This window comes from Nitrosopumilus sp. (genome assembly GCA_029862745.1).
GTDB lineage: Archaea > Thermoproteota > Nitrososphaeria > Nitrososphaerales > Nitrosopumilaceae > Nitrosopumilus.
In genome coordinates this window covers 127,644-145,137 of sequence record JAOTWS010000001.1, presented here as the reverse complement: position 1 = coordinate 145,137, position 17,494 = coordinate 127,644, and the positions used below count along the sequence as shown (strand labels likewise).

General features: G+C 32.0%; 20 protein-coding genes. 11 read left to right on the top strand and 9 right to left on the bottom strand.

What is annotated here, in order from left to right:
- The first annotated feature begins 58 nt into the window (after positions 1-58).
- Positions 59-475, top strand: coding sequence for a helix-turn-helix domain-containing protein (locus OEM44_00920; protein MDH3515361.1), 417 nt, complete (start codon positions 59-61; stop codon positions 473-475).
- On the opposite strand, the gene OEM44_00915 is transcribed toward OEM44_00920, so the two are convergent.
- Both OEM44_00915 and OEM44_00910 read right to left on the bottom strand, forming a co-directional pair.
- Entirely contained in the window at positions 472-786 is a 315-nt protein-coding gene (locus OEM44_00915) for a ribonuclease P subunit p25 family protein (protein MDH3515360.1), read from the bottom strand. The two genes, OEM44_00920 and OEM44_00915, sit on opposite strands and share 4 nt — an antisense overlap.
- Positions 787-837: 51 nt before the next feature.
- Positions 838-1,332 carry a DNA-directed RNA polymerase subunit K gene (locus OEM44_00910; GenBank protein ID MDH3515359.1) on the bottom strand — a complete coding sequence of 165 codons (495 nt, stop codon included), beginning with the start codon at positions 1,330-1,332 and terminating at the stop codon, positions 838-840.
- An 88-nt stretch (positions 1,333-1,420) separates the two neighbouring features.
- On the opposite strand from OEM44_00910, the gene OEM44_00905 reads away from it, so the two are divergent.
- A complete protein-coding gene (locus OEM44_00905) occupies positions 1,421-1,771 on the top strand; it encodes a cyclophilin-like fold protein (protein ID MDH3515358.1) in 351 nt (116 codons plus the stop codon).
- Here OEM44_00905 and OEM44_00900 read toward each other — a convergent pair.
- A complete protein-coding gene (locus OEM44_00900) occupies positions 1,753-2,067 on the bottom strand; it encodes a MarR family transcriptional regulator (GenBank protein MDH3515357.1) in 315 nt (104 codons plus the stop codon). The genes OEM44_00905 and OEM44_00900 overlap by 19 nt on opposite strands.
- Positions 2,068-2,187: 120 nt before the next feature.
- Between OEM44_00900 and OEM44_00895 the strand changes: the two genes are divergently transcribed.
- Positions 2,188-2,400, top strand: coding sequence for a hypothetical protein (locus OEM44_00895; GenBank protein MDH3515356.1), 213 nt, complete (start codon positions 2,188-2,190; stop codon positions 2,398-2,400).
- Here OEM44_00895 and speY read toward each other — a convergent pair.
- Positions 2,397-3,491, bottom strand: coding sequence for a deoxyhypusine synthase (gene speY / locus OEM44_00890; protein ID MDH3515355.1), 1,095 nt, complete (start codon positions 3,489-3,491; stop codon positions 2,397-2,399). The two genes, OEM44_00895 and speY, sit on opposite strands and share 4 nt — an antisense overlap.
- Before the next feature lie 120 nt (positions 3,492-3,611).
- Here speY and OEM44_00885 point away from each other — a divergent pair, with 120 nt between their 5' ends.
- Complete coding sequence (locus tag OEM44_00885) at positions 3,612-3,947, top strand: hypothetical protein (GenBank protein MDH3515354.1); 336 nt, start codon at positions 3,612-3,614, stop codon at positions 3,945-3,947.
- 286 nt (positions 3,948-4,233) lie between these two features.
- On the top strand, positions 4,234-5,853 hold the full coding sequence (locus tag OEM44_00880; protein MDH3515353.1) for a hypothetical protein: 1,620 nt from the start codon (positions 4,234-4,236) through the stop codon (positions 5,851-5,853).
- A 704-nt stretch (positions 5,854-6,557) separates the two neighbouring features.
- Here OEM44_00880 and OEM44_00875 read toward each other — a convergent pair.
- Complete coding sequence (locus OEM44_00875) at positions 6,558-7,877, bottom strand: hypothetical protein (GenBank protein MDH3515352.1); 1,320 nt, start codon at positions 7,875-7,877, stop codon at positions 6,558-6,560.
- A gap of 13 nt (positions 7,878-7,890) precedes the next feature.
- The gene (locus tag OEM44_00870) at positions 7,891-8,712 is read right to left on the bottom strand and encodes an adenylate/guanylate cyclase domain-containing protein (protein ID MDH3515351.1); all 822 of its coding nucleotides are present in this window, start codon (positions 8,710-8,712) and stop codon (positions 7,891-7,893) included.
- A 297-nt stretch (positions 8,713-9,009) separates the two neighbouring features.
- On the opposite strand from OEM44_00870, the gene ilvD reads away from it, so the two are divergent.
- Positions 9,010-10,683 (top strand): dihydroxy-acid dehydratase, encoded by a 1,674-nt coding sequence (ilvD, locus tag OEM44_00865; GenBank protein ID MDH3515350.1) that lies wholly within the window; start codon positions 9,010-9,012, stop codon positions 10,681-10,683.
- Between the two features lie 255 nt (positions 10,684-10,938).
- Here the strand turns inward: ilvD and OEM44_00860 are convergent, their stop codons facing one another.
- Positions 10,939-12,621 carry a DEAD/DEAH box helicase family protein gene (locus OEM44_00860; GenBank protein MDH3515349.1) on the bottom strand — a complete coding sequence of 561 codons (1,683 nt, stop codon included), beginning with the start codon at positions 12,619-12,621 and terminating at the stop codon, positions 10,939-10,941.
- 781 nt (positions 12,622-13,402) lie between these two features.
- Here OEM44_00860 and OEM44_00855 point away from each other — a divergent pair.
- The 3 genes from OEM44_00855 to OEM44_00845 all read left to right on the top strand — a co-directional run bounded on the left by OEM44_00855 (position 13,403) and on the right by OEM44_00845 (position 14,598).
- Positions 13,403-13,720, top strand: a complete 318-nt coding sequence (locus OEM44_00855; protein ID MDH3515348.1) for a hypothetical protein — start codon at positions 13,403-13,405, stop codon at positions 13,718-13,720.
- Between the two features lie 387 nt (positions 13,721-14,107).
- The gene (locus tag OEM44_00850) at positions 14,108-14,239 is read left to right on the top strand and encodes a hypothetical protein (GenBank protein MDH3515347.1); all 132 of its coding nucleotides are present in this window, start codon (positions 14,108-14,110) and stop codon (positions 14,237-14,239) included.
- Positions 14,240-14,328: 89 nt separating this feature from the next.
- On the top strand, positions 14,329-14,598 hold the full coding sequence (locus OEM44_00845) for a hypothetical protein (protein ID MDH3515346.1): 270 nt from the start codon (positions 14,329-14,331) through the stop codon (positions 14,596-14,598).
- 186 nt (positions 14,599-14,784) lie between these two features.
- Here OEM44_00845 and OEM44_00840 read toward each other — a convergent pair whose 3' ends face one another.
- A complete protein-coding gene (locus tag OEM44_00840) occupies positions 14,785-15,321 on the bottom strand; it encodes a hypothetical protein (GenBank protein ID MDH3515345.1) in 537 nt (178 codons plus the stop codon).
- 1,004 nt (positions 15,322-16,325) lie between these two features.
- Entirely contained in the window at positions 16,326-16,577 is a 252-nt protein-coding gene (locus OEM44_00835; GenBank protein MDH3515344.1) for a hypothetical protein, read from the bottom strand.
- A 65-nt stretch (positions 16,578-16,642) separates the two neighbouring features.
- Between OEM44_00835 and OEM44_00830 the strand changes: the two genes are divergently transcribed.
- A complete protein-coding gene (locus OEM44_00830) occupies positions 16,643-16,849 on the top strand; it encodes a hypothetical protein (GenBank protein MDH3515343.1) in 207 nt (68 codons plus the stop codon).
- Positions 16,850-16,889: 40 nt separating this feature from the next.
- Positions 16,890-17,480: a hypothetical protein gene (locus tag OEM44_00825; GenBank protein MDH3515342.1), complete on the top strand. Its 591-nt coding sequence runs from the start codon at positions 16,890-16,892 to the stop codon at positions 17,478-17,480.
- Positions 17,481-17,494: the final 14 nt, after the last annotated feature.

Sequence of the window (17,494 nt, the reverse complement as noted above, 5' to 3'; positions counted from 1 at the left end):
CTGAGTAATTTGGCATTTTGTTGGAAGCTTTAAATCCTTTACAGAGTTCTTAAAATTGATGTTACTTCCTGCTGAAATAGAATCCAAAACTCTGATTCCAGCATTACGAGCTATTTTAGCTAAAAAACTTGCAGAAGAGCATAATATTAGAGAAGATGAAATTTCTAAAATGCTTGGTGTTACACAAGCTGCAATTAGTAATTACATTAGAGGGACAAGAGGGGATCCGTCTCTTATTGCAAAACTATTAGCAGAAAAACAAGTAGCAATTATGATTGATGAGTTAAGTGATAGTCTTTCATCAGATATGGCATATACACCGTCAAACCTTTCAAAATTCATTGGATTATGTAATTACATAAAATCAAGCTTGCTAATATGTGAGATTCATCATAACCTAGAATCAAACATAGATGAACAAGTATGTAAAGAATGTGAAAATATGCTTCTAAAAGGCCCTGGAAATATTTACTAGGTTTTAATTAATATAATCTCAATTGTTGATGTCATATTACCTATTCCTGCAGCAGCCATTGTGTCTAAGTTAATTTTTTCAATTTTTGAATTTCCATGTAACATTTTTTCTGTTATGATGTTAGCTACTGCTACTGCATTTGGAATAAAATTTCCTCTTGATTTTAGAATCACTTTATTTTTTTTTCCTAATATTGGTAATATGTCTAGAGCTGATTGCATTACAGGATCATTTTCAATAGTAATTATGGTATCATCAGACTTTGTGGTCTGCTCTTGACCATACGGTTCAATTGATTCTTCCATGAGCATTGTTCAATAACTAGCAATTTTATGTTCTTTTAAGTTTTATCGACGATTCATTCATCTATCGAAATAGTCAATTGGTATGTTTTGATAATCGCCATTTGGCAACATTCTTCTAATTGTAATTGGAATAACTCTTTGTTCTAACTCCTCCATTGCAATATCTAATGATATCCTTGCACTTTTTGGAATTGAAATGAATGGTGGCGCTCCTAATGATAATTGTAATGCTCTTGCTCCCATAATTCTTGCTTTTTCAAATCTAGTTAATGTTGGAGGGCCAATTGTAATCTTTCCATTCTCACATGGAATTTCTATTGGTTCATGCTCTTCAATTTTATCAACGACTTCTCTTCCTTCAATTTCTTTAATTCTTTTCTCAAGATTGTTTTGTTCTTTTTCACTTAGTGGTTCAATACCGTCCTTTTTTTCAATTAACTTCCGATAAGTGTCCAGCGCTTTGTTTAGCCCCGTATTCTCTTCTGGTTCTTCATCCAAAAGTTCTTCAGATTCAGGAACTTCTAACACTTCAACTTCTTCAGTACCCGACAAGTAACAAATTTTTCTTAAAACGTTATATAATCTAATCAGTTTATTGTACAAATTGAGTACATCTTCTGTATCTAAAAAGCAACTCGTTTTGGAAATTCGTGGAAAATCAAAAATTTTATGTGATCTTAAACGTCATCTGTCGCCAAGAACTGTTGGAATAATCATGAGATCGTTACCTTTAGAAGGGCATGCTCATCAGCTAGGAAATAGTATTTTTTATTTTGAAACAAATATTGATTCTGGAATTGAAAGATCAAGATCTGAATTCAAAAAAGGTGATGTGGCATTTTTACCTTCTACTGGGAGTATCTGTTTTTTTACTAACAATGTTGCACCTGGGAAAACTATGACTCCTATTGGAAAATTGGGCGAAAACATAGACGCATTAAACAATGTAACATCTGGAGATGTTTTTTGTATTTATGAAGAGACTGCTTGATACAAACGATGCCCTGAATAACCGCCCACTCTTTTTACTGTTCCTTTGATTGCGGATTCTTTTAGAAATTTATTTGCTGCTGAAATTTTGACTCCTGTTTGTCTAGCAAGATCTTGTACTGTAACTACTTTTGAGTTTTGAATAATTTTCATTGCCTGTTGTTCATTAACCTTGACTGATATCTCTGCTTTTCTTGCTGCACCACTTTCTCCTTTATCCTTTTTACTTTTTTTGGAATCTTTGGTACCTGTAGATTTATCTTTGGTCGCTGTTGTAGATTTCTTTCCTCCGGCCATAAATTAAGAAAAAAATATTCCTCTTATAAACGATGAACAATTTGATGAATTAGGTCTAAACTAAAATGAAAGTTTACAAAATATTTTCAAGTATAAATAACATCTTAATTACTATACTATATGGGCATTGTATCAAAAGGTGCAAAATGCAATGTTGAGGGATGTGACCATGATGGTGCCCGCTCTCTTAACACAACTAAAGTTGAAAATGCGGGACTACGGGTAAACTCTGCTGGTAAAAAAACTGTTCTTTGCAAAGAACATTACAAAGAATGGAAAAAAGAATCTAAAGACGATAGAGATCTAGAACGCGCAAGATATGACAAATTTTAATTTTTCTTTTTTAACTTCTTTACTTTGTTTGCAGGATTTTTAAAATAATCATCACTAAGTTTTTCGTATAGTTTGTCTAATTGTTTGTAGAGTCGTTTTGGTTTTCTTTTTTTTTGATTACTTAAAACATACAGTGCAAGAATTGGAAAAGCAATTGTTGTATCTGCATAAACTGTCACCATATCATGATGTGCATCTTGCACTTTACCCCAGCTTTTACCTTCTTGCAATGTTGCACCTGATAAGCCTCCTGTATCTGGTCGTGCATCTGTAATTTGTATAATGTAATCTTGACCTCCATCACTCCTTTTTAAAATTTGATCTAGCATCGGACCTGTTTGTTGAGCTGTATTTTTTGGAACTCCTCCTCCAAGCTCTAAGATTCCTGATTTTTTTGAACCATATAGGATTGCTGCTTGTTCAATTATCTCTCTAACAAAGTCAAGATTGTATATTTTGCCTTTTAGTCTATGAACAGCTAAATTTAGTGCAAGTGATGAATCTTTTATTGTTGAGATGTACACTGGAACATCATACTCGTAAGCTGTCGTAATGAAACTTTTTTCGGGATATTTTGCCTTTTCTTTACTAATCTTTCCCATCCTATTGCAAAATTCTGCTGTGGTAAATGGTCTATCTGGAAAATCTTCTCCAAACATATTTTGAATTAACATGTCTTCAGCTTCCAACGTTTCTTTAAATTTGATGTAGACATCCCTAATTCTAACAATCTCATTTTCATACAATTTCATATCATCTACGTCAAAACTTCCTTGTTTGACAGGTAACCCCCATGCAAAATGATCTTCATGGTATACGTTGGCACCTGTGGTTACAATCCAATCTATAAACCCACGTTCGATTAGTGTTTTGATTATTCCACCAAACCCTACTGGTGTCATTGCTCCAGAAACAGTAAGACAAATTATTGCATCATCCTCAATCATTTTTGCATAAAGTTTAGCTGCATCTCCAAGCTGTCTACCGTTATACCCTGAACTTGCAAACACATCCACTAAATCTTCTATGGTCATTTTTGGATCTAGTTTTATGTGAGGTATGTCTTTACCATGAAATCTATGTGGGTCCATATTTACAAAATAATTTTTCACGGTAAATAATACTATCGCAAATACTCTTTAATATGCAATGGATGATGAAAATTTTCGTACAAATATCACTTAATTAACAATGACGATGCATGACATCTGATGCATAAAATTGATCTTCATGATCCTACTAGAGTTGATAAAACTCCTGATGACGTTCAAATTTTATTCTCTTCAGGAAATTTCACACAAGATGATTTTATAATATCTAAAGTTGAATTACGTCTGTATCTTGAAAGAACTGATGCAAAACTTGGGCAGTATTCATTAATTACCTCATTTGTTGATACCGATAAAGGCTCTGTTGAAATGATTTATGATGAAGGTTTTAGAGGGGAGCTTTACCTTTTGAGGGTAAGCGAATTTCTTAAATCTAATTTGGGGATATCTGGTCTAATCTTACGATCAATTATATCTTTACGTCAAACTATCAAGTAGTTTATTATGATGTCCTTTCATAGCAGACTTTTGTTTTAATTGATTTTGGCTTGTAAATTGAAAATAAATATTATCTATATTAAATCAAAAAAAAACACTCCAATTTAATTTTAATAAAATTAATTCGTTATTTTATTAAACCTGAAATTAGACGCTGTCCAGGTTGTAAATTCAATTATATTCCGTTTACCTGTATGAAATACATCTCAATTCTAGTTTTGCCTAGACTATCTAAATAGAACAAAATGATTATAATGTTTTTAATGTCCTCAATACATCTAAAGTCATGATTCCAAAATGGATGTTGATAATATTTGCGGCACTATTTGTTATCTCATTTTCTCCATCATATGCACAGCATCATTCAGGGGCACTTTCACCACCAATTGATCTAGATGGACTAAAAGTGTCACTAAGTACGATTCTATCACCTGCAGATTTTAACTATAATGAAACCAAAAACGCAAACCTATCAATTAGATTTTTTGATAGTGATACTAATGCCAACATAAAAAGTGTTACATATCGCGTTCAAATTTTCCAAGAAAATAATTTGGTTGCCAATGAATACTTTTTTGATGATGATGGAAAACTCGATTTAGATATTAGACCTACAACAGGATGTAAAGAGCAAAATCTTTGGAAATGTACAAAATATTTTGGTGAAAAACATGCTATAGCTGGTGCCTATTATGCACGAGGAGACTCAATCCCTGTAATTCAGGGGCCTGTTTTTAACAAAAGCGGTGAATATAATGTAAAAGTCTCCATTGTTGGTGCAACAAATCCAAAAACAATGACTGTTAAGGATTTACTTTTTGAGACTTTTTTACACATTCCTCAAAAAGAAACATTTCTGATCAAAACAGCTAATGCTCAAGAATTCCCAATATCGATAAAATCTTACAACAAAATCTCTAATTTTAATTATGATGAGTCATTAAAAAAAATTGAATATGAAATACCATATCATAATGAGTATGACCAACAACATGATTCTGGCAACACTCAAATAATATCTATGGAAAAAGATTTTTTAACTTTTAAACAAGGGTATGGTGTAAATGTATTTGTTGAAGGAATAAAATTACACGACAGTTCCTTTGAATTTGATACTTCCCTCCCTGATGAAAACATTATCAGAATAAATATTTCACATGAAGAACTTGTATTAATAGAAAGTAATCTAGGTTCAGAAAACAAAAAAGACACAATAAACGTTGAGATTTTTTCTGGAGAAAAAATAGAATTTAATCATCTTGATTTTACATTTGAGAATGACTTCACTGCAAAAGTGTTATGGGATTCAAAGTTAAGGGCAGGTGAAAAAACATCATTCACATTTTCATTTTTTGATGTAAATACCAATCCCGCAAAAGATATACTATTTGCATATAGTATCACAGATTCTTCTGGAAAAGAGATTTGGTCAAATGTTGGTAGCACTGAAACACATATTGGTATTTTAGCTCCAAATGGAATTGCCACAGAGAGTATCATAATTCCTTCCGATGGCAAATTTCAATTAAAATTAATCTTAACAGGACAAGGTTCTAAAAACTTTGAAAAGTTTTTGACATCGGTATCTGATTTTAGTATAATATCGAAATCTGTAACACAAGAGGAAAAAATCATCCCTATTCCAACATGGATAAAAAACAATGCAAAATGGTGGTCTGATGGTCAAATAGATGATAATTCATTCATCGAAGGAATTCAATTTTTAATTCAAGAGGGATTGATGAAAATCCAGATTACAGAACAAAACACAGTTAATCAAAGTAATAAAATCCCTGATTGGGTTAAGAGTAACGCTGGATGGTGGTCAGACGATTTAATTTCTGAACGAGATTTTGTTAAAGGAATAGAGTTTCTAGTAAGTCAAGGAATAATTAAAGTAAATTAACTAATAATAAAGTACTACTTTGTCTTTATTTTATAAAATAATATTGATTGAAAAGGGTATGATGATGTGTGAGTAATACAGTGAAGAGCATTGATTAAGAATATAGTGGTTAACCAAATTCATACATGAAATAGAAACTGGATTAATGGCAATCTGTATGACTGATATTCTTCATTTCAATTGTAACTGTGGATTTCTGATGTCAATTGAACTGGTATTTGGATGAGTCTAAATTACAAAGGATAAAAATAATTCCGATGTGAGTATCTTGTTTTTTCATCACATTGGATATATCTTCATGTTATACCACTACATTAGAAGCGGTCAATTTTGTAAATTAGATCCAGTATTCATATACCTATACTGAATACTAACTCATATCTAAAAAGCCTCCAAAGAACTAGAAGAGAAATGGATAAAACTAGAACAAGGAGAAATGAATTAAGAAGAACATCAACTTGATCTCAAAAAAGGATCTGAATAAGATGAAGAATACAAGTAGGTGGATTTTAAGCAAATTCTAATTACATACAATTCATCAAAATTTTTTAAATAGGGATTTAAAAAAAAGCATTAGACATTACAGAACCAAAAACTCACATCACGATAAACAATGTTTGTTAGAAATTGAATCATAAATCTACTAAGAGACGTCACAAGTCTATGTCATCAAGAGGGAGGTTATTATAAATCTAAAAATAATCTCAAAGAATTACCCTGTAATAGTCTAGTTTTTCAGGATTAAGTTGCTGGACAAACTCTATACTGTCATTTCTTTCTATTCTTCTTTGTATGACCTCACGCAATTGTAAGCTGGTTAGAAAATCATAGCCTTTTTCTTTTGCAATCTTCCTGAAGTGTTGTCTCATTTGTGAGCCTCCACCCTGACCCCAATATCCCATCTTTAGTGCTAATGGTTCCAAAAAAACAGTATTGGATTTTCCATAATTCGTATCATTGATGCTATCTGGAAGCCCATAACCCTCCAGTGGCCCACCTTTGGCAAACCCCAATATCTCTCCAGTATTGGATCCTAGTCTCAATGTAATTAGAATGGTTTCTGGATCTTTAAGGGATTCAAAGAATGTTTTTTTCTTAAACTGAAGAGGATCTGGAAGTTCGTCATAGATATCAAACAAACTGTTTGCCTGTTCGTCATCAAATTCACATTTTTCCAAATTTGTTGTTAATTTAATTTCATCATATACTATTGATGCTCGTACCTCTAGTTCTTTTTCACGAAGTTTGAAAAATCCCAAAACATTATTCATGAATGTCTTGCGCATTGATTTTGGAATTGAGCGCATCACCTTATCTGTCATCTCCTGTTCTTCGTTTAGCAGTGTCTCAAAGTATGTTACGCTTCTTTGTATTATGTATTCAGAACCCCATCCCAGCGAATGTGCATTCTTTTTTGCAAGTTCCATCGCATCCAAAAAATCTCCTAGTGCGTATGCACCTATTCTGTCCGCAACCGACATGAACCATCCTAGATTGGCATAGTGTTCCTGCATTGTTTTATTATGGGCATATTTTGATTGTACAAAATGGCTTAATATCAAGGGCTCATACTCTGATTTTTTTAAACTCCATGGATAGGATGTTCGCAAGATTAATGATGCTACAAGATGAGAATCAATTTCAGATTCTTTGAACAAATTCAAGAGTTTCTTATCTTGAGTCACAAAATTTGCTGCACTCTCTTCATGAGGTTTATCTTCTATTTTGCCTGGTTCATAATCATGAAACAGTGATGCTGTGAACAGATGCTTAAAGTCCTCTTTAGACACTGTACCATGAAATTCCTTTCCTCTTGATGCCAAAAGAGTGTTATAAGTTACTATCATCTCGTGACTAGTATTGTGGTATCCATAATACCTGTTCTTTAGATTCTGTTCATTAAATAATCCCAATGCATAGTTTAGCATGTCAACGTAACATGCATCATCTAAGTTTTCTTTTTTTAATAATTCAATAATTATTTCTCGCAGTTCTTGTGTGCTAGGTATTTTTGTAAGCGACAAAATCACTCACCATCTATTTCCCAACATATGCATAAACTGGATATATTTTTCCAGTAACTTTATTTCTATAATTCCAGATACTATCTTTCCATTTGACTTGCTCAAAATATTCCTGTATGGCAGAGTCTAGTTTTTTGTAAACTTGATCTCCTATTAGAATCTGGTCTGGTTGAGCATGACCCTGTATTTTAGCCGCCATGTTCATTGAAGGTCCAAGGAGATCAACGTGTGATTCTTCCTCATTATCCCCATAACGAATGATTGTGTTCTCCCCAAAATCAATTCCAATTTTTATGGCAAGATCAGGGTAGTCATATTGCTGTAAAACTGGATTAATTCCTGTTTTTACTACTTTAAGCATTGATTCTGCACAACTAACTGAACTGTCTGCAATGTTGGCAACACTTCCTTTTTCTGCAAAGTAACCTATTACTGCATCTCCTACGTATTTTAGAATATACCCATTATGTTGTTTTATAACATATCCCATTTCCTGAGCAAATGAGCTTACTATCATGGCCAATTGTTTTTGTGGAAGGTCCATGACCATCTGTGTGGAGCCTACCAGATCCACATACATTACAATCATTGTTGTACTAGAAAAAACATTATCGCGAAGAAATCTATCAGAATCAGTGATAACATCAGAGTACTGTTGATCTTGTTTGAGTGCATTCCATACTCTTTTCTGGACTTCCTCTACAAGCATATCCGAGCTTACTGTCTGTGTATTCTCTCGTCCCAACATAACATCTACTATATTTTGGCTTTTGTTTGAAAGTAAATTGTCTAGTCCTTTTTTTGCCATGTCTTTTGCGGAACTATTTGAATGCATTAGAGTTAATTGAATTCTCCACTAAATAAAGGTCAAATCAACAAACGAAATTTAATTGGATGATTGGATTTAATTCTGTTGTATCATTTGGTTTCTTTTTAGACTCCTTGAATGAGTCTTCATCATATACTTGGTTTTACAAGAACCAAATTCTAGTTTTTTAATTTTTTTTGTATGTACTTTTAACGATATAAATAACTCTTCCCCACTAATGATCATATTATCTTATTCATGCTAAAAGAAAACTATTACAATTTCAATAAAGTCTAAATTATAGCAATCTGGAATTTACATGTCATGGAAATTTCTAGCAAAAATGTCGTAGAAGGGACATCGCGAGCACCACAAAGAGCAATGTACAAAGCTATGGGGCTTGATGATGATGATTTATCTAAACAATTTATCGGCGTATGTCATACCGGAAATGAAGCCACACCGTGTAATATTCATCTGCCAAGATTAGCTCTCAAAGCTAAACAAGGAGTATCTGATACAGGGGCAACACCAAGAGAATTTTCAACAATAGCAGTAAGTGATGGAATTGCAATGGGACATGAAGGAATGAAATCATCACTTGTATCTCGTGAGGTTATTGCAGATTCAATTGAATTAATGGTCAGAGCACATCAATATGATGCACTAGTAGGTATTGCGGGATGTGACAAAAGTTTACCTGGTACCATGATGGCAATGGCCCGACTAAATGTACCATCAGTGTTTGTCTATGGTGGAACCATTATGCCAGGAATGCTAGATGGACAGGAATTAACAATTGTGGATGTATATGAAGCAGTAGGTGCATATGACTCTGGACAATTATCACTTGAATCATTAAAAAATATTGAGAATACTGCATGCCCAAGTTCAGGTTCTTGTGGGGGCATGTTCACCGCAAATACAATGGCATCAATTTCTGAGGCTATAGGACTTGCACTACCCGGAAGCGCCAGTCCTCCTGCAGAAGATGACAGACGAGACAAGATGGTATATGATACAGGAGTTGCGTGTGCCAAACTATTGGAGATGAACATTAGACCTAAAGAAATTTTGAGTTTTGAAGCATTTGAAAATGCAATCACGATGTTAAATTCTGTAGGAGGATCGACTAATGGGATTTTACATTTGCTTGCACTTGCAAATGAAGTAAATATCAATTTGAGTTATGATGATTTTGAAAGGATTAGAAAGAAAACACCTCATTTAGCAGATATGAAACCAGGTGGAAATTATGTGATGAATTCCCTTGACAAGATTGGAGGGATACCCTTTGTTTTAAAGAAATTACTTGAGAAGGGATTGCTTAATGAAAACTGTATGACAGTTACAGGGAAATCAATCAAAGAAAATCTTTTGTCTATTAAGATACAAGATACTGAGCAACACATTGTCAGATCCATTGAAAATCCTCTTCATAAAGTAGGAACTGCCGTAATTTTGAAAGGAAGTTTAGCTCCGGAAGGAGCAGTAATCAAGACTGCAGGGGTAGAGATGACAAGATTTACTGGAAAGGCACGTGTGTTTGATAGAGAAGAATATGCATTTGACGCTGTTGCAAAAGGAGAGATAGATGAAGGTCATGTGGTAGTAATCCGATATGAAGGGCCAAAAGGTGGTCCTGGAATGAGAGAGATGCTAGCAACAACTGCTGCACTTGTAGGACAGGGATTAGGGAAAAAAGTAGCAATGGTAACTGATGGGAGATTTTCTGGAGGAACACGTGGATTTATGGTGGGTCATGTTGCACCAGAAGCTTATGTTGGGGGCCCAATCGCATTGGTAAAAAATGATGATGAAATCACAATAGATACAGAGACTAATACTATTGATCTCCATGTATCTGAAGACGAGTTAGAAATTAGAAGAAAACAATGGAGTAAACCCAAACCAAATTACACCACAGGAGCACTTGCTAAATATGCATCCCTAGTGGGCTCTGCTGCACAAGGTGCTATTACAACACCAATTCTGTAACATATGTTGTATAAGAGAATTAAACCTGTTTTTGATAAAACCATCATTTAGAAAATAATGTTTGTTTTTTGTTACTAAATACAGTCTGATTTTTGGAGTAATGTATCAAAGTATACTCACAATCAATTAAAGGATTTTGAATATTTTCAGAATAATGATCAATGTGTTTATAATGTTTATAGATCAACGATCAGAAAAATCATCAGAGATGGTAGGAAGAAAAAGTAAAACCATATTTTATCAAATTAGTGCTGTCTACAGATTCTCCATTCCTAAAACATCATAGTATGCATTTGGAATCATTTGCTGTGCTTTAAAAAAAACATTATTTGCAGCAGTATCAAGGACATATGTTCTTGCCCAATCATTTTCACTCCTAATTGAGCGGCCAAATCCTTGTAACAATTTTGTGAGGGTTTGAGATGTATACCACAAAGGAAATTTGTTCATTTTTGCTTTGGTTCTCCTTTCGGTATAATTTGGATATGGAACTTTTGCTATAATCTGAAACCTGGATAAATCATCTTTCAAATCTACTCCTTCCCATAATGAGGATGAAAGTAGTACTCCTGTAGGATCGGATGCATGTTCGGTAATTATATCATCTTGTGTTTTTCCATCTTTGTTTCTGCTATGACAGATTCTAATTCTTTTAGTATTTTTAGGAGACAGATAACGAATTATTTTCTGACACCTTGGAATAGATGATGTCAATATTAATCCCCGCTCAGTGGAATGCTCATCTAAAATTCTGTCAATTGTTTTAATCACCTCGATCTCATCCTCCTCAGTTGAACCATAACTTAATCGTCTGATATTAAGAAGATCAATTTTTCTATGCTCAATAGGGAATGGAGATTTTGCAGTGTCAACAAATGCGACGTCCTCTTTTTTTAGACCCATATTTTCACAGAAACTTGATTTATCTATTGTTGCAGACATAAATAATTGGTATTCAGTTTCAAAAAATGACTCTGCAAATTTTGAAACATCTATTGGTTTTACAGAAATAGTCTTGAAATTTCCATTAAAATCTTTAACTGGATCATTTACAACAAAATTTTCTTTGTCTGTAAGAATGTCTATTTTAGCTTGTGCAGTTCTATTATATCGCCGTTCTAACCCTGCAATTAATTCATAATCTGGTTCTTTTTGAAAAGCAGGACTTTCTTTAATATCTTTGATTTTATTTGCATACGAATATGCCATGTCATCAGTTAGCTGTATTACAGAATCTAAATCTGTAAAATCATACTTCTTTGTATTAAGATTACATTCATCTACTTGTCCACTAAAGATGTCAAACCCCACAAATTGGATTATCTGGTCTTCAATTTTATGAGCCTCATCAAAAACAGTGACTTTTCTATCTAGATAATCTGCAAACAATTTTTTGTTAAATTTCATAATGGTGAAAAATGCATGGTAATTCCAAAGGGAGTGTTTTGAGGTAAGAGCTTGATATTTCTGTAGATAATAAGGGCAGCATTGTGAATCATATGTGTTTTCTTCAACTTGTTTTATTGTAGGCTTGAATTTACAGACCTCGAAGACTTCTTTACCATTTTTGTTTACTCTTTCTTGACATACTCCCTTATCGCATGTCAATCCCCATCGCATTGCTCTAACCATATTTTCTACTTTCTCTGAAGACATGAGTTTAGGGCATGGGAAATTTTGTTTTCCCTTAATGGGTTTTAGAAATGGGGTATCTTTGATATACTGATCTTGAAGATGTTTTGACGCCGTAATAGTAAAAGAACTATCAAAATATCTTGAAATGGTAGCACCAACAAGAGATTTACCTACCCCTGTTGGTGCACAAAGAATGATTTTTTTAAAACCTGATTTTAAGTTAGATTCCATTTTAGAAATGATCTCTTTTTGAATTTCTCGTGGAGTAAATTGATCGGGAAAATTTTCTAAAAGAGACAGGATTTCACTTGTTTATTATCAATATTAAAACCCCGCATTTTGATTTCTTCACACAAAACTCTCAGTTTTATAATGAACAACACGCCAAAACATCCAAGTGCTGGTTAGGAATATTTAATCATTAACTTAAATGAACAATCTGTGAAAATAGGTCAAGGGGTTTGAATATGATATTATATGCTGTAGGATCTGTAACGACTATGCATATTTGAAGGGCATCATTGACGTTTGGGATATCTGAATAAAAAAAATTAATTAATTAGTTTTAAAATTGTATTCCTTTACCGACCAATTTGGATACATCGGGATGACGATGGTTGATATGAAGTTCCAGATGTTGTTTTGTAATGTATCTCATTGGATCTTGTATTTGACATACAGGACACTTGAATGACATTACTTTTTAGAAACAAACATGGGTAATAAATAATGTCAAGATTCTCAAAAACAAATAATTAGAATTATTTAATTCAGATCATAACACAGCATATTTATTTGAAGAATGTATAAGTTGATATACCTATTCGTCTAATTGGGATTCTTTTTAAGTCACAGTATTGTTTGATTTTAGAAAATTTTTCAGAATACTTGCTTCTTGATTTTGTAGATTCTATCTTGATTGTATGTGTGAAATTATCAAAACACTTGATCCTCTTTTTTTAGTGCTGTAGTAATAATAAAAGACCATGTTACCAGTTACTAACCAATATTAAAAGGATAGATCTGCTTATAACATCATAATTTTTGCTAACTAGTTTTAATATGTCATAGATCATACAAAAACATGGAATTATTGGAAGATAAGCTAAGAGTTTGGTTAGATAGTGCCAAATTTGTTAAACCTCATTCTGGAGTTTATGTATTGTATAATAGAAATAAAGAACCGATCTTCATCGGAGAGACAAACAATATGGAAATAACATTTACCGAATATGTGGACACCGAATTTTCAGAAAATGAATGTAAACAAAAAACTCGATTCTATCAAAGAGAATTCACAGATAACCAAAAAGAACGTCAATTGCAGTTAATTGAAGATTTTAGAAAAGAAAATGGGAAAATACCTATTTGTAATTCAGAGATTAAAGTAGAAACTTATTAAAATTACATTACATCTAAGCGTACTAGATTAATATCAAAAATTTAAAATAATGTCATGTCAAGTATAATGAATTATGCAAATTTGGCAATAGGTGTTGTTACATTATTTGGTATCAGCTTATTGCTGCAAATAATTAACAAAACTACATTTTAGAAAATAGTACTACACCTACAATTGTGTACGTTGATTCTCTTCTGATACAGGCCAAGTCACTCTAAATAAAAAAACTGTATGTGGCAAAGATGATTTATCCTAACTCTCTTTTATCAAACAGGCAAAACGAAATAAAAGTATAATTTGAATATAATAATACCGTATCTTATATTTTAAGAATAAATTTTACTTAAATTCCAAAAGTAATTTATCTAAGATGATCGTAATATAGGAATGCATCAATGCTACTATTGCGAGAAACTATTTGATTCTAAGGAGCAACTCTATGATCATGTTGAGGTGCATTCTGATATTGAAAGAAACCAAGAAATCATGGATAGAAAAAAGAAGGCAGAAAAAAAATAATCTGTTTATAATAGACTAAAAAAAATTAGAGCTAAGGTTAGAATTTATCAAATTCAGGGGTGAATATATTGATTATATTCAAAATCATCATGGATTGGGTAGAAGTGTTGTTAAAAAAATCATGTGAAAGAAGTCTTACAAAAGGAGAAGTACTTCACAGTCTTTTTCATATGATTGAAGTTAATGAAAATACGTTAAACCACATTAATACAGACAAAATAGACTTTGGTCCAGAACTTGAGGAATTAAGACAAACAGAAATTAAAGATCTAAATTTTCATTTAAAATATTATAGAAGTTTGGTAAACTACATTAATTCAATTCCAGAAGACAAAGTTATTGGCAACACATCTCAATAATTACAAGATACTTACAAAATGTCGTTAACTGTAGTACACTTCTCTTTTTGTATATTCAATTTGTAATAATATGATAAGTTTAATTCAGAGTTTACACAATTTGAATTTAGGTAAAATATACATATCCTTCATTAAATAATATCATTAACTTGATTGTGCAAAATCAATTTATTTTGAATGGTAATATCACTGTCTTAATTTTTCAAACATTAAATTATACTCAGATTGTTTTTCTTGATTTTGTCCAAAATTCGTTTGTTCAACATACTCTTGACATTTTTTTTTATAAATATTTTCAAGTTTTTCAACTTCCTGTGCAATCATTTTACCAGAATCTTCTTTTGCAAATTGTTTTTGTTGTTGTTCATTTCTGCCTCTTGTGGGAAATTGTTTTCCGTAAAAAATATTTTGTAATGCATTTAGATTTTCACGTTTAACCAATTCGGCTAGATCAAAAATTCCTTGCTCATGTTTTAATAAACTATCATTAGACTGAGAGGACCTAACCCATGAAAGAATAGAGTGAAATTCTACAAAAACACGAATGTCATCAATTAGAAACATAATTTGGTTGCCATTTTTATCCGAATCTATTACCCATGTAAATCGATATTTAATTGTACTATGAGCGTCTTCAAATGCAGCAGGATTTGATTCTGCCTTAAAATCAGACCATTTGAGAAGTTTTTTTTTACTCCATTCTAATACATGATTTTGACTCACAACAGTTGATATTTTCTAAGAGAATAAAATTATTTTGATGTATTTGAAAATAATGATATTTTTGTTCACTTTTAACAATTAGTTGTATTTTTAATAGAATGACTATGTTCTTTTTCCATAACGACTATTCATTTTAAAAAATTGAGATGTTTCAAAACCCAACCAAAAATCAGTTTTATTCTGAAGTGATTTGTGAAACTTTTCATGTTCAATTAATTTTCTATCTCCCCAGTTACCCTCGTAAAGAAACATGCATTCTATTACATGGTGGTTTTTTTGTATACCTCTGCATGAGATGAGCATCTTGTTCACTTTACAAAAATTGGTTTTAAGCTTTAATATTGTATTTTGGATTATTTTGTAGATTGTATCTGATAATATCTAATTAAATCTCAAATCTTGTTTATGCTGAAAAAATGGATCAATTTTTTAACCCTTTTTGATCAAAATTTAAGACATGTTTCATTTTAAGAATTTTTAGAAACATTAGGCATTAGAAATATTGAAAGCAAGATGATTGCGGGTTAATGTCTGTCTGTAACTCCCAAAGAGTCGATGAAATAAGACATCAAACTTGCTTGCTTTCATTATTACAAATGTTTAATTTAAAAGAAAATTATTTTGTAAATAATTCATCATTAAACTAGGTATTGTCTGTACTTTTTGCTCTTTTTTTAGATTTGTTTGAGGTCTTGCTCATGAAAACCATGAGAAATACTTGTTAAATAATTTGCTCAAAGTTGATTTCATACACGATATAATCAACTGTAAACAATGATGCGATTTCAAACCTATTAATTTTAGATGATACTGGAAAACTATGTGTTAAAGAAATTTTATGTCTGGATGGGTATTTCAGTAGCAGCATTAGTTGTTGGTTTAGTACTATTATTTGGATAGCAAACGAGTAATTTAAAATCAGATTAAAGATAAATTGATTCATAATTTCATTAATTTACACATTACATCAAGAATACATCTTAACTAGTAGAAAATTAGTGATATTAACAAGTATGTGAACTTGACATGTATTCGAGTAATTCTTCTTGAGAATAAAAGACATCATTAATTTTCAGCAAATCTTCAATACTTTTGAATGCCTGGCATGGTTTATCCACTGAAAAAAGTTCCTCACATTTAGGACATTGAATTACAGTGTGAGAACCCCAATCGCATTCTATATCTCCAACAACATCAAATATTACACGCTGTTTACAAATACAAACCAACTCATTTTGAAATTTATCTAAATTCACATGAATTGTATGCAAAGATCAAATATAATTTATAATAATCACATGCAGAGTAACTGAATATAGTTTTGACTGAATGCCCAACATGTAAACTTGCAATGGAATCACACTCTACAGATGAATTAATGGAGTGTTGTATGAAACAAGTAGGAGACGAATTTTCTAATGACGATCTTGGAACTTGTCCTAACTGTAAACATAGCATAAAAAAACATTCTAGTATCGAACTTACCGAATGTACACTAGAATTTCTTAAATCAGGAATTAACAACTAGCATAAGAAAGATTAAACTATAGAAATAAAATAGAAAAATATTGGATCAACGAACAAAAACCACCATAGAAAAATTCTCACCAATGTGGACCAACAAGCAAGTTTGGGAGTATGAGCAAGTTAATGAACATTTAAAATTTGATGTCGTTTTTGTAGAACCTAATAGTTTCAAAACAGATTCATGGAATTCAAAATCTGCATACCCTGATTCAAATATTCGAGATGTCATAGTCAGGACTTTTGATTATCTGCTTGATGGTCATGAACTCTGGATAGCAAATAAAGGTCAATGCATATTGGATAAAAAATACATTCCATACCTCATGGCAGTAATTGTAGATACCATGATTGAGGAAGAAATTTGTATGAATTTTAGAATAGATAATAATTGTCTTATAGCATCAATTAATCATAAAGCAGATGTAATTGATTGTAAAGAATTTTTTGAAGAGTTTTATCATTTAGCAACAGGTTTCAATTATGATGTAGATACTGGCATTCCAGATGATGAGACTGAAGCTAAAATTTACCTTACAAGATTACAGGAAGAATTTGATGATAACATGAAAAACAAACTAGGGGATAAATATCTGCCAGGAAATAATGATCCTGATACCATTCATGCTAAATGATTTACCTAAAATAC

Coding starts and splice junctions, on each gene's coding strand:
- speY (MDH3515355.1), bottom strand. CDS start 3,491: ATGGACCCACATAGATTTCATGGTAAAGACATACCTCACATAAAACTA.
- ilvD (MDH3515350.1), top strand. CDS start 9,010: ATGGAAATTTCTAGCAAAAATGTCGTAGAAGGGACATCGCGAGCACCA.
- OEM44_00885 (MDH3515354.1), top strand. CDS start 3,612: ATGCATAAAATTGATCTTCATGATCCTACTAGAGTTGATAAAACTCCT.
- OEM44_00900 (MDH3515357.1), bottom strand. CDS start 2,067: ATGGCCGGAGGAAAGAAATCTACAACAGCGACCAAAGATAAATCTACA.
- OEM44_00920 (MDH3515361.1), top strand. CDS start 59: ATGTTACTTCCTGCTGAAATAGAATCCAAAACTCTGATTCCAGCATTA.
- OEM44_00855 (MDH3515348.1), top strand. CDS start 13,403: ATGGAATTATTGGAAGATAAGCTAAGAGTTTGGTTAGATAGTGCCAAA.
- OEM44_00845 (MDH3515346.1), top strand. CDS start 14,329: ATGGATTGGGTAGAAGTGTTGTTAAAAAAATCATGTGAAAGAAGTCTT.
- OEM44_00915 (MDH3515360.1), bottom strand. CDS start 786: ATGCTCATGGAAGAATCAATTGAACCGTATGGTCAAGAGCAGACCACA.
- OEM44_00870 (MDH3515351.1), bottom strand. CDS start 8,712: ATGCATTCAAATAGTTCCGCAAAAGACATGGCAAAAAAAGGACTAGAC.
- OEM44_00880 (MDH3515353.1), top strand. CDS start 4,234: ATGATTCCAAAATGGATGTTGATAATATTTGCGGCACTATTTGTTATC.
- OEM44_00850 (MDH3515347.1), top strand. CDS start 14,108: ATGCATCAATGCTACTATTGCGAGAAACTATTTGATTCTAAGGAGCAA.
- OEM44_00895 (MDH3515356.1), top strand. CDS start 2,188: ATGGGCATTGTATCAAAAGGTGCAAAATGCAATGTTGAGGGATGTGAC.